This window comes from Croceicoccus gelatinilyticus (assembly GCF_018398395.1).
Taxonomy (GTDB): domain Bacteria; phylum Pseudomonadota; class Alphaproteobacteria; order Sphingomonadales; family Sphingomonadaceae; genus Croceicoccus; species Croceicoccus gelatinilyticus.
Genome location: NZ_JAHCBF010000009.1, coordinates 1 through 12226, shown reverse-complemented (window position 1 = coordinate 12226; position 12226 = coordinate 1). Strand labels below are relative to the sequence as shown.

Below are 12226 nucleotides of genomic sequence, written 5' to 3'. Positions count from 1 at the left end.
CCTGTCCAACCGGACAGGGCCCCTTCTTGCTGTTCCTACTCTCCGGATGGCTGTTCGGTGCGAGGAGACGAGCGAGCCGGTGGAAGCAGCTTCTGCAGAGACGCCTCTTCACCGAGCTTTCCGAGCTCTCCGGCAACTCTTGCGAGCGCCTTCTTCGAGAAGGTCTCAAGCCCCGTTCCCAGGATGATGCGTCCCAGTTCTAGGGCGGCTTGAGCTTCAAGTAGCTTCTGGCGCTCGGCAAGTGCCAGCCGGTCGGCCTCGAGTTTCCGGAGTGCTGCGACAGCGCTTCGTTTGGTTGGCATCGGGGTTCCTTTCCTGCACCCCTCGGTGGTTCCTCCCTTCGATCAACATGCACCCGGGCACAGCCTGTAGGAAAGTCCAATCGCGCTGGTCGTCCCTTGCACTACGTAACGGAGCGGGGGAGGGGGCTGGCTCACCGAATTCCAAGGGTGATGGGCATGGGGCCGGCGCGTCAAGGACGGCGGGGCCCCACCATTTTGCCTCCCCTGCGCTTTGCTCCGGTCCGACAAAATCGTTGCCCCCACCGCCGCTTCGCGGTCGCCCTCGGGGCGATCCCTGACCCGCCGGCCCCATGCCCCTCCGCCTGTTTCCTGTCGTCTCAGCGACAGGTTTCAGGAGGATATCATGACTACACTCAGCACCTTGGACATGAACGCGCACAGCTATTTCGAAGCGCTTGCAGTTGCCGAAAGGCGCGCCCAGCACAGTTTCTTCGACCAGCACGTGGTGGAAGATGAAGACCTGGGCTACTTCGCCCTGGACGAGGGTGACTACAACGCACTGCCTGCGCATCTCGCCAGCCGCGTGGTGCACACGGTCCATGGAGCCATGCTGGACGAATACTGACGACCATACGAGGGCAGGAGCCGGTGACGGTTCCTGCCTTTTTTCGTGTTCGCTGGCACTGGAGCGGGACGAAAAGCGGAGCGGGGCTGGGGTCGCGCTCGGTCCCGCCCCGCCTTCGGCGGTGCTCCTGCGGGCGCGGCCTTCTTGTTCTGGGCCCCGCACGCACTCCCGAACGACAGCGGGTCGGACCGGCGCGGTGCCGCGGGAACCGACAGGCCCCGGTCCCGGGCACCGCACGCGCTCCTTTGCCGCCGCCTTTGCGGTGGGTGCGGTCCTTGTGCGTATTATTCGTTCAGTTGCAGATCAGGCTCGTTTACCGCCCCGAACTGGATGCTCGCGCCGCCAAGGGCATTGCTGGAAAATGCCTTCGAGAACGGAACGACTAGGGTCACCGGATTTCGCCGCGCAATGGGGAACAGAATTGGCACACCGTACGCAGCCTAAGCTGCATGAATGGAAGAAAAGCACGATAAAACAGTAAGTTCGATTTCGGCAACACGTGAGCGATCGCATAGTAGCCAAGGCTCAGTCATAGCCCCTCGCAGGCCATCGTTCAGGCTGAAATTGACTGGTCATGTCGCTCGTCGAAAGTCGCTTCCCATCGGTGTTACGTGGGACACAGAACTTCCCGGCTTCGGGCTTCGCAAACGGAAGTCGGGTCACCTTACATGGATAGTCAAGCATAGTCCGCGAGGCGTGCAGCGCATGGTGACACTTGGTTGCGCGGGGATGGCGGCAGGTGCGCTGCGCGCGCCCGCCGCGCGCGCTGCCGCGCGCAGTTTGCTCATCAAGGCAACGCTTGCCGACCTCCCTACCGCGCCCGAGAAGAGGCGAGTGCCGTTGTTCGCTGATTATGCCGAAGAGTTCTGGCAGGATTATTCGCCGCATTGGAAGCCAGCGACACAGCGATCATCGCGTTCGCGCATCGATCAACTGCTCGTGCCAAGGTTCGGTGACCTGCCGGTCGATATGATCGAACGCGGAGACATCAACCGCTGGCGAGACAGCATGGCTGAGCGGGGAGGGACCTTCAACCGCGCCATCCCTATCATGTCGGTGATGATGCAGTATGCCGAGAAGCTCGGCTACCGGGTGAAGAATTCCAACCCGTGCCGCGGCGTCTCCCGCTTCAAACGCGATCTGCCCGAGCGCTACCTCTCTGCCTCTGAATACCGAAGACTGGGGCGCGTTCTGGCCAAACATGATGGGGTCAATCCATTTGTCATTCCGGCGCTGCTCATGCTCATCTACACTGGAGCTCGGGTCTCGGAAATCGCGACCTTACGCTGGCGTTATGTCCAGCCACCACGTCTGCAATTGCCTGACAGCAAGACCGGCCCAAAGACGATTTATCTCAACCCGCAAGCTATCGCAGTGCTCGAGGGACTGGAACGTCGTGCCGACGAGCTGCTGGTCTTTCCTGCCATGCGTCGCGAAGCTCCGATCAATCTCGGTCAGTACTGGGATCGCATCAGGCGCAAGGCTGCGCTGCCCGACGTGCGGCTTCATGATCTGCGTCATAGCTTCGCCTCGGTTGCCATTGCGCAGCACATTCCATTGGCGACAATCGGCAAGCTACTCGGCCACGCGCTTCCGGAAACAACGGCGCGGTACGCACATCTGGCTGACGAGGTGATCGCGGAAAGCGCCGATCGCATCTGCTCCAATCTCGCAAGTGCGATGGGAATGTCAGCATGACCCAGTACGACCTCAGGCAGATCATTGCAGAGGAGCTTGCGCGCGTTATACCTGGCGAGGCTGGCAAGCGTCGCTCGAGATTTGACTACGTGCTCCCCGGCTTTGGCGAGCGTATCCATCCATCGGGCCGCAAGAGCTATGTTCTGCAGCGCACGATGGGTGGTAAGCAACGGCTCATCACTATTGGTGACGCTGCCATCCTAACAGAGCGTATTGCCAAGGATGTCGCACGACGCCTTATCCTGCGCATTGAGCTTGGTGAAAACCCTGCCGACAAGAAGCAGCGTGGGCGCAAGACGCCGACCTACGCGGCATTTCTCCAATCCTACTGGGAGGTAGCAGCGCCGACCTGGAAACCGTCAACGCGCGAAATTCAGAATATCTACCGGCGGACCCATCTGGAGCAAGCGTTTCCGGGCAAGTTCATTGACGAAATTAGCCACGCTGATGCGGTGCGCTGGCATGCCGAGCTCACGCGATCAGCAGGTCCTGGTGCAGCCAATCGCGCCATGGAAATCCTTAAAGCCATGTTCGCCAAGGCCGAAGCATGGGGCTACCTGCCAGAGCATTCAAATCCTTTTCGCGGTGTGAAACGCAACCGGGGACGCAAGATCGAGCGCTTTTTTAGTCACGACGAGATGGCCCGGCTTGGTCGCGCGTTGGCGGACAATCGTGCTGAAAACCCCGTCGAGGTCGCCGTGATCTCGCTTCTCGCGCTGACAGGCTGTCGTCGCGGCGAGATACTCAATCTCACTTGGGGCGAGGTGCAGGGCCGGAAGCTGAAACTTAATGACTCAAAGACCGGCCCGCGCATTGTCTGGCTTGGTCAGGAGGCGAGGGCGGTGCTCGACGCATTCACGCGCGGAAGGAAGGGCCAGCGCGTTTTCACCTTCGACGTACTGCCAAGATCGGCTTTAGATTGGTTATGGCGGAGATTGCGGACCGAAGCGGGGCTGGACGATGTTCGGTTGCACGACCTGAGGCACAACTATGCCAGCCTGGCGGCGCGTTCTTCAGAAACGCTGCCAATGATCGGCAGTCTTCTCGGACATAGACATGTCTCTACGACGGCACGCTATGCTCACTTGGATGACGGCGTTTTGCTCGAGGCTGCTACTTTGGTCGGCGAGAGCATTGCGCAGCAACTGGCGTTGGAATGATGAGGCAACTCGGAGTGGTCCGACATGGCTAATTCGGCGAGCTCTTGCATGATCCGTCAATTGAGGTCTTACGGCGGCCACCCGTCGTAAATTCGGACGGTCGGCGGTTCGGCATGCATACCCGAAATCTGAAGATCGTTCATAAGAGAGTGATCAACGGGATTTCTGGAGGACGCGCTGCCCAATCCCCCCCGAAAGGTAAGATCGCCAAAGGCGGCCGGTCATTCATGTGCATGACATTGGAAGCCTCGTGCATTAATTGCTGCCATTCGAACACTTTGCGAGATGATTGCTGCGATTGAGATCGGGCGTCTAACATGCAACAAACAACTTTGACGGTGATCACGGTCGGGGAGGAAATGACGACCTTAGTTTATCAATGGGAACCAGACGATTGGGAGGAGTTCTCCCTCAGCCTTTTGCAAAGCCGTCATGGTGTGTTGAACGTACACAAGGTCCCCGCGAACCATAGCGGCGATCTCGGTATCGACTATTACTGTCTATCCGAACTCGTTATCTATCAGTGCTACGCACCTGAAGAGCCTCTTGATATTTCGGTGCGCGCTGATCGTCAGAAAAGCAAGATGACGACCGATCTCACTAAGCTTGTCAAAGGTGCTGCTGAGGTTTCCAAGCTCTTGCTCGGCCAAAAATTAAGGTCCTGGGTGCTGCTGGTTCCCAATCATGACAGTAAGGATTTGAACCTTCATTGCGCGAAGAAAACCACCGACCTACGGAAGCAAGGGCTGTCACTGCTCGACGATGATTTCGAGGTCTGTATTCAAGATCAGACCCATTTCCCCGGGAAAGCGCTGCAGGACGCGATTGCTGGTCTTACCAATCTCTCGCTGAGCGTCGCGTCACCTAGCAAGGAGGAGCTCAAGAATTGGGAGGCTGGTTCCGCCGATCTCGTGGCGAACGCCACTGTCAAGTTAGGAAAGCGAGCGACGGGCACCGGATTGAACGAGGCAGTGGAGCACGGAATAGAGGCCTTCCTAAGATGCAACAGCCTCCTTGATGCTCTGCGCAACAATGCGCCCGACATGCATGAGAAGGTTGCCGCCGCAATCCAAGTCCGTGCGCGCACTCTCACATTCGCTGGACCAAAAGGAGGTAGCTTACCCAGCAGTATCCTGAACACCGAGATTATCTCGCTCACTCAAGCAATCAAATCCGCTGCCCCGACGTTGTCCGACGATAACGCGCATGAAATTGCGCTTGGCACCATCTCCGAATGGATCATGCGCTGCCCACTCGATTTCCCCGATGCCGCCTGATAGCCCGTTCCTTCAAGCGCTGCAGGGCGCCAACTTCTCCTTCACATCGCGACCAGAGCCGGTCGCAGGTGACCTTCGCATGTCGTGGGGAATTGCGGTCGTCCTCCTAAGCCTGCTCCATAGCCGTGGTAAAAGAGCGAGCTTCCTGAAGCTGCAATTTCTGGCGCACTCGATCCGCACCGAAGAAAGTCGGGAGCAGGTCCACGCCGTGCTGCGCGGCGAACGAAAGACCGGTGAACTTCAGGTCCGTGTGGAGCCTTGGCTGAACCGGGCAGTCGCCTTCGCGCACGGCCTCAAATACTTGGACGTGACCAAAGGTAAGACAATCACGCTGACGTTGCTCGGCCAAAACGTTGCAGCAGCAATCGACGCTAATTCTGATGTTCTTCAGCATGAGCGAGTGTTTCTGACCAACGTCGCGAAACGAGCGACTGAAAAGATCGTAACCCGCATCTGGCGTATGGAGACGCTGCTTTGACTCTTCGGCTTAGGCACTTGCGGTTGCGCGCTTTCACACAAGACGGTCCCTACGGCGCCGATCTTCCGTTTGAGGATGGCCTCAACGTGATTTGGGCTGACAACACGAAGGGTAAGTCAACCAGCATGCAGGCTTTGCTCTACGTGCTTGGCATGGAAAAGATGCTTAGCCCAAGCCGCGAGGTGCCAGTGCCTCACGCACTGACGACTTACCTGATGAAGGATGACGAGAGCAAACTTGAAGTCATAAATTCCTTCGTCGAACTTGAAATTGAGAACGGGGCAGGGACTATCGTAACGGTGCGCAGACCGATCAAGCAGCCTGGCATCGACACACGCCTTGTTACGGTGTGGTTCGGTCCAATGCTGACAGAACCGTCCGCGACGGCGCCTTCACGACAGTTCTTCGTTCGCGATCCAGGTGCCTTCCAACGCGAGGATGGCTTTCTGCACTTTCTCGAAGCTTTCATCGGCTGGGATATGCCGGTTGTACGAAAATATGAAGGTCCTGAGGGGAAACTCCCGCTGGAAACAGTATTCCCGCTTTTCTGGGTGGAACAAAAGCGCGGTTGGTCCATAATTCCGGCCGCTATCCCGACATATATGCGTGTTCGCGATGTCCAGAAACGCGCGGTTGAGTTCATCTTAGATCTCGATGTCCATAGGCTCGAATTGCAGCGCCAACGATTGAAAGAGAGGATCGAAGAGAATGCGCGTAGCTGGACAGGTGTCATTGACGAGATGATGCGGGTTGCGCGGCGCGCAGGCGGTACATTGAGCGGTCTTCCCCCTCGACCGACCGCAGACATTGACAGTCTCGAGCGTTGGACAATCTCACTTGTTCAGGATGACGAGACCGTCGTGGTCGAAACGATACTGACTGAACTACGGGTTCGGGCCGCTGCTCTCGCCAAAACAGAGATACCTCAGGTCGGCGACAAAGCTGACGCCCTCACCGCAGAGCTTGAATCGCTTGGTAGGGAAATTGACGCGCGGAATCAGAAGCGCGTCGAAGTGCACAAGGCGCTGCAGTTGAAGGGCGCCGATATCGCATCTCTTGAGCGCCGTATCGCCCAGCTTAGAGAGGATCTACAGAAGAACCAAGATGTTCAGAGGCTTCAGCGCTACGCCGGGACGGCTGGAAATTTGACGCCAGAGCAATGCCCAACCTGCGAGCAGAGTCTCGTCGATGCCTTAATTTCTCAAGAAGTCCTTGAAGCGGTAATGCCGATTGAGGACAACATCGAGTACGTTCGGTCGCAGCTGAAAATGTTCGAAGATATCTTACAGCGGGAGCAGGCCGAGCAACAGCGTCTCCAGGATCTTGGGGCGGTCGCCTCGGCCGAAATCAACAAGCTGTACTCTCGCGTTCGAACGATTCGAAGCGACCTCCTAGGTCCATCGAGTGCGCCCTCAGCGGCGGTCGTCGAGGAGCGAGTGCGCATCGAGGCTCGAATTCGCGATATAGAAGCTCTGATCGCGTCGTTGGAGGATACGGCGAGCCGCCTCCACACATTGTCGGCAGAGTTCGAAGAATTGTGGAAAGCGGGTCGGCTCATTCCATCGGACAAAATGACCCAGGACGACAAGCTTAAGCTCGACGCCCTCACCAAATCTTTGCGCGAGTTGGCTCAGGCTTTTGGGTTCACGACCTTCGCACCTAAAGATCTGACGATCGACGAAGATAGCTATCGCCCGCAGAAAGAGGGCTATGAGATTGGTTTTGAAACTTCAGCGAGCGACGCCATTCGCCTTAAATGGGCTTACCAACTCGGACTCTTGGAGCTCGCCCGGAAGTTCGCCACCAATCATCCAGGTCTGCTACTGCTAGATGAGCCGCGCCAACAATCGTCGTCAAAGGTGAGCTTCGGGCAATTGCTTGAGCACGCGGCAAATCATCGGGGATCACAGCAGCAAGTCATTGTCTCCACCAGCGAAGACTTCGACACTTTGAGTCCAATTCTTGCTCGCTTAGAGTGCAAAAAGATCATTTTTGACGGGTATGTGCTCCAGCCCGTGCAGCCTTAAACAATCCTTTAGTCTAGCACTCTTGATGAGACTCGATTCTGCCGAGCAGTCGTATGGCTCAATGACCGGCAGTTCGAGCGATTTACGGAGGACTGGCTCCCGCATCTGAAATCAATGATGGACGATGGATTAAGCTCAGGAAGTCGAATTTCCCAGACTTAATGAAGGATCGTCCTCGAACTCTTTGGCGAGCGCTGGACCAGTTTCACGCAATGCCGAGCTTTTCGAGCCAATAAGTCAGCGTCTGCGCACTCTTAAGACCTAGAAGCTTGGCGGCTTGAGCCTTATTGCCGCCAGTCTTCTCAAGGGCTCGCTCCAGGTAATGGCGCTTCACTTGGTCAATCCTATCTTCGATCGCGAACCCTTCATAAATCTCGTGGTTTAGGACTCCATCTGGCGGCCCGTCCCTGTTGGGTACGGCACGAATAGCCCGAGCCATGTCTTCGCTGCTGATCTCCTCGCCATCTGCGAACAACGTCGCCCGCTTGACCGTGTTGAGAAGCTCTCGGACGTTCCCTGGCCACGAGTGCTTGAGAACTAGTTTTTTCGCGGAAGCGGAGAATGTCTTCTGCTTATAGCCAGGCTCTTCCCTGGCTGATCGGTTAACTTGTTCAAGCAAGCGTTCCGCCAACAGCCACACATCGCCCTCGCGCTCTCTCAGAGGCGGAAGGTCCAGTGTCGCAATGGCCAGTCTGTAATAGAGGTCTTCGCGAAAGTTCCCCTCGACAACTTCCGCCATAAGATTGCGATTGGTCGCCGCAATGATGCGCACATCGACCTTCCGCGACTTATCCCCGCCGACAGGCGTTATCTCCCCCTCGTGTAATGCCCGCAGGAGCTTGACCTGCGCAGCAAGGGGCAGCTCACCGATCTCGTCGAGAAAGAGCGTTCCGCCATTTGCAGCTTCAAATGCGCCTTTGCGATCCTTGAGCGCGCCTGTGAATGCACCTTTAGTGTGACCGAAGAACTCTGACTCGACCAGTTCTGCAGGGATGGCGCCGCAATTGACCACATGGAAAGTTTCAGAGCGCCGCTGACTACTATTGTGAATTGCGCGCGCGAAGAGCTCTTTGCCCGTCCCCGTCTCGCCTTCGATTAAAACTGGTAAGTTCCGCAATGCCGCCTTCTTCGCATCGCGAACCCTACGCTCCATCTCCTTGCTTCGGTAGTTGATGTCATAAAAGCTTGCAGCCTCAGGCGGCTTCTCCCCACTCTCTTCCAGCCTGCGCTTGTCATGTGCAGAGAAGAGATCGGGAATAAACTCCGCGGCTATATCGAAGGGAATATCAGCCTCTTTGACGCCCTCTTCTGGCGATGATTGGATCAGGCGTGCTGTGGTCCTGGTCCTCGCCAATATGATCCAGACAGCTGCCATGGCCGGCGTGCCAGGACTGAGGTGGATCGTTAATTGGTCGGTGCTGCCATATTCGGCGGCGAAATCGTCCAGCACGCGTTTTGCGACCTGGTAGATCTCGCGGAAATTTGTTGGGCTCGAGAGCGTTGCTTTTTTAATATTTGGCTGAGGCGCCCCATTGCGAACAAGCCAGTCCGAATAGGCTTTGACATCCTCGTTCTTGTAGTTGGCTAGAAGGATCACCTGCTCATAGTCGCCAACAACAAGGGCCCCGCCGATCGGCCCGCCAATTCCCTCGTCTGACCTGGAGGCGGCGAGGTCAGCGTATCCGATCCATGCCATGAGAGTGCGCATACGGACTGGATAACAACTATTTTTTGTAAAGCACAAGAAATCTTACGATTTGGTTCTTGTCAAATCCTCAAGCGTCTTTGGGCTGCATTGAATATGTAAAATTTAAAAGCCATAAAACCAATAGTTTATTGAGACTATCACCTCGAAATTAGGTGCTGAATCAAGTTTGGCACGGCCCCTGCAATGTGGGGGGCATGACGCAAAAAACCTCATTCGAACCGCTCAGCGACGTCATCGCCAGGTTTGTAAAGCAACTGCTGGCTGCCGACTACAACGCCGCTGAAATTAGCTTCACCCTCTCCCAGGAAGCAATTGTCCTGGGCCTGCACGCCGCGCCCAATCCCGAGCTCGCGATCGTCGTGGTGATGGATGGGGGGAAGTCCGGATGCGCAAGCAAGCTTGCCGCAGACGAAGACCAATCAAGCGAAAATCAGCAACCCGACACGGTGCCGACCGCGGCGACGGTACACTAGGAGAACGCTCATGAACCGTCCCAGCCGAATTAAGCAGCTCTATCATGATATCCGCGAGTCTTTGGGCTCGGAGATCTCCTCGAAGGAAGCTCTGCAACTCGCGGCGCATCTTGTTGATGTTGCCGACGGCCGGGACGTCATGCCCCTCGGTTCATTCCGCGACCAGCGGGCAACTTTCGAGGAGTTGCCAGTCGACCAGGCAATGGCCTCTGGCGAAGGCTGGCAAGTGTTTTACGGAGAGCGTGACATCGTCCGCTCCCTCTTCGGTGGCGATGAGGCATCATATCGGCGCAAGCCGCCATACCAATCAATCGAGATGGAGCTAGCAGCATGAAGAACCAACGATACGGAATAGCGATGGCGGTGAAGGAGCACCTTCACGGTGGGAATCCTATCACACGCTTAGAAGCCCTTGTCCTTTTCGGCGTTTCGAACCTCACCGATGTCATCAGCGAGATGCGCAAAGAAGGATGGACCATTGAGTCTAGGCCTGTCCCGTTCGCTGCCGCGGTGAAGCGCGTGAATGAATACGCCGTTCTCGAACCACCCAAAAACCTACCGGTGCGCGAGATCCAGCTGACCGAATATTGGATGAATAAGTGAGGCGATGTTTCAGCAAACGACAGCGAAAAATCCTCGCGCTCATATCTGGCGGTCGATGCGAAGCCTGTGGCTGCAAGCTGCGGCGCGGCTTTCACGCCGACCACATTTTCCCCTTCTCGAAGGGGGGCAAGACCATCACCAAGAACGGGCAAGCTTTGTGCCCGACCTGCAATCTCAAGAAGGGCAATAAGTCGATGACCATCAAACTCCGCCATTGGCAGGCCGAGGCCCTTAATAAGGCTCTCACTTGGTTGCTCTCGAGCGAAGGTGACCGCCACTTTATCATCAATGCCGCTCCTGGTGCGGGTAAGACCATCGCTGCCTGTACCATCGCGCAGGAGCTGATCACCCGCGGCGAGATTGACCGTGTGGTAGTGATCGCACCGCGTGCTGAGGTTGTGAATCAATGGTCGGCTGATTTTCAGCGAGTCACCGGGCGCTTCATGAGCAAGGTCACCGGTTCTGACGGGGATATCGATGCCCTTGGTATCGATGTCTGCTCGACTTGGGCAGCTGTGCAGGGGCTGCAAGATGGCTTCCAAGCAATCTGCAATTCCGCTCGGACGCTTGTTATCTGTGACGAGCACCACCACGCCGCCGTTGAGGCTGCCTGGGGCAGTAGCGCCGACAGTGCTTTTGCTAAGGCAAAGCACGTCCTTGTTCTTACTGGTACGCCGATCCGGTCCGACGGAGAACGCTCTGTCTGGCTCGCATACGACGATGCCGGGGCGATCGATCATCCTGAGGGCGGCACTTACACCCTTACGTATGGCGAGGCCGTTGACCTCGAGTACTGTCGCCCTGTTACCTTTCACAAGCACGAGGGGCATTTCACGGTCGATCTTGATGGCGGTGAGAGCGTGGAAGTCGCCAGCCACAAACCAGCTGAACTGACCAAGGAGCTCAAGCGTATCCCTGGCCTTCAGAGCGCGTTGGACTTCTATCGGCTTGCCTGCACGCCGCAGTACGAGGCGGATGGGTCAACGCCCTTGATGACAGGCTACCAGGCTACGATGCTCGAGTGGGGTAGCCGCAAGCTTGATGACCTTCGCCTTCGCATGCCCGATGCCGGTGGCCTGGTCATCGCGCCTAACATTGAGATGGCTGAATACATGGCCCAGCTCATCGAAGCGATAGAGGGCGAGGCGCCGATGATTGTTCACAGCCAGATGAACAATCCTGATGCGCGCATCAAAGCGTTTCGTAACACGAATAAGCGTTGGATTGTCTCGGTCGCGATGATTTCGGAAGGCGTCGATATCAAGCGTCTTCGGGTTCTGGTCCACCTGCCGAACGCGCTGACCGAGTTGGCTTTCCGCCAAGCAATCGGACGTGTTGTGCGCACGCAAGGACACGACGACGATACCCGCGCTTATGTGGTCATGCCGTGTACAGAGACCTTTGAGGCGTACGCGCGCCGCATCGAGCTGGAAATGTCGCCCGGCAAGCGCAAAGACCCGGGCACGCCGAAGACGAAAAAGTGCCCAGCCTGTCACACCGAGTGCGACATCAAGGCGGTTGAGTGTGATTGCTGCGGCCATGTGTTTCCGAGCCATGGCGGACCTCAGTTTAAGGCATGCAGCGATTGCGGAGCCTTGAACCCAGTCGCAGCAACGAACTGCCATGCTTGTGGCACGTCGTTCGGCACCTCGTTCTCGCTCAGCCTGGATGAGGCACTGCGGACCGGTGCCATTGTGCGCGGCATGGAGCTGGATGAGGCCGAAGTTTCGGCAGGCGAAACTATAGCCGGCCCTGTCCGCCGTGATGTGCTCAAATCGGGGGATAGCACGCTAATTCGCATTTACCGTCAGCTGCCTGATGAAAGTCTCGCTCGGTTCTTGAAGATTGCAGAGCATGCTAGGCTCAGGACTCGTTGATCACAGCCAGAAGAGCACTGTTGCGGCCAGAGTGAGTGCGGAAAAGAAGACGGTTGGG

General features: G+C 57.0%; 12 protein-coding genes and 1 pseudogene. 11 read left to right on the top strand and 2 right to left on the bottom strand.

Features of this window, described 5'->3' with window-relative positions; genetic code table 11:
* Nucleotides 1–35: 35 nt before the first annotated feature.
* Nucleotides 36–302 (bottom strand): DUF6437 family protein, encoded by a 267-nt coding sequence (locus KIH45_RS16030; protein ID WP_083825588.1) that lies wholly within the window; start codon nt 300–302, stop codon nt 36–38.
* Between the two features lie 343 nt (nt 303–645).
* On the opposite strand from KIH45_RS16030, the gene KIH45_RS16025 reads away from it, so the two are divergent.
* The 6 genes from KIH45_RS16025 to KIH45_RS16000 all read left to right on the top strand — a co-directional run bounded on the left by KIH45_RS16025 (nt 646) and on the right by KIH45_RS16000 (nt 7507).
* A complete protein-coding gene (locus KIH45_RS16025; RefSeq protein ID WP_029140018.1) occupies nt 646–867 on the top strand; it encodes a hypothetical protein in 222 nt (73 codons plus the stop codon).
* A gap of 705 nt (nt 868–1572) precedes the next feature.
* Nucleotides 1573–2565 carry a tyrosine-type recombinase/integrase gene (locus KIH45_RS16020; protein WP_213177018.1) on the top strand — a complete coding sequence of 331 codons (993 nt, stop codon included), beginning with the start codon at nt 1573–1575 and terminating at the stop codon, nt 2563–2565.
* A complete protein-coding gene (locus KIH45_RS16015; RefSeq protein ID WP_213177017.1) occupies nt 2562–3725 on the top strand; it encodes a site-specific integrase in 1164 nt (387 codons plus the stop codon). Before KIH45_RS16020 ends, KIH45_RS16015 begins: the two co-directional genes overlap by 4 nt.
* A 317-nt stretch (nt 3726–4042) precedes the next feature.
* Nucleotides 4043–5002, top strand: coding sequence for a hypothetical protein (locus KIH45_RS16010; RefSeq protein WP_213177016.1), 960 nt, complete (start codon nt 4043–4045; stop codon nt 5000–5002).
* Between the two features lie 79 nt (nt 5003–5081).
* Nucleotides 5082–5480: a hypothetical protein gene (locus KIH45_RS16005; RefSeq protein ID WP_213177015.1), complete on the top strand. Its 399-nt coding sequence runs from the start codon at nt 5082–5084 to the stop codon at nt 5478–5480.
* Nucleotides 5477–7507, top strand: coding sequence for a coiled-coil domain-containing protein (locus KIH45_RS16000; RefSeq protein WP_213177014.1), 2031 nt, complete (start codon nt 5477–5479; stop codon nt 7505–7507). The genes KIH45_RS16005 and KIH45_RS16000 overlap by 4 nt, the downstream gene beginning before the upstream one ends.
* A gap of 205 nt (nt 7508–7712) precedes the next feature.
* On the opposite strand, the gene KIH45_RS15995 is transcribed toward KIH45_RS16000, so the two are convergent.
* Nucleotides 7713–9203: a sigma-54 interaction domain-containing protein gene (locus tag KIH45_RS15995; RefSeq protein WP_213177013.1), complete on the bottom strand. Its 1491-nt coding sequence runs from the start codon at nt 9201–9203 to the stop codon at nt 7713–7715.
* Between the two features lie 206 nt (nt 9204–9409).
* Here KIH45_RS15995 and KIH45_RS15990 point away from each other — a divergent pair, with 206 nt between their 5' ends.
* The 5 genes and pseudogenes from KIH45_RS15990 to KIH45_RS15975 all read left to right on the top strand — a co-directional run bounded on the left by KIH45_RS15990 (nt 9410) and on the right by KIH45_RS15975 (nt 12168).
* Entirely contained in the window at nt 9410–9688 is a 279-nt protein-coding gene (locus KIH45_RS15990) for a hypothetical protein (RefSeq protein ID WP_213177012.1), read from the top strand.
* A 10-nt stretch (nt 9689–9698) separates the two neighbouring features.
* The gene (locus tag KIH45_RS15985) at nt 9699–10022 is read left to right on the top strand and encodes a hypothetical protein (RefSeq protein ID WP_213177011.1); all 324 of its coding nucleotides are present in this window, start codon (nt 9699–9701) and stop codon (nt 10020–10022) included.
* Nucleotides 10019–10291 carry a helix-turn-helix domain-containing protein gene (locus tag KIH45_RS15980; RefSeq protein WP_213177010.1) on the top strand — a complete coding sequence of 91 codons (273 nt, stop codon included), beginning with the start codon at nt 10019–10021 and terminating at the stop codon, nt 10289–10291. Before KIH45_RS15985 ends, KIH45_RS15980 begins: the two co-directional genes overlap by 4 nt.
* Nucleotides 10288–10470: pseudogene (locus KIH45_RS19550) on the top strand (HNH endonuclease); the annotation flags it as partial. The gene KIH45_RS15980 and the pseudogene KIH45_RS19550, both read left to right, overlap by 4 nt.
* A 15-nt stretch (nt 10471–10485) precedes the next feature.
* Entirely contained in the window at nt 10486–12168 is a 1683-nt protein-coding gene (locus tag KIH45_RS15975; RefSeq protein ID WP_225899996.1) for a DEAD/DEAH box helicase, read from the top strand.
* The last annotated feature ends 58 nt before the right edge of the window (nt 12169–12226 follow it).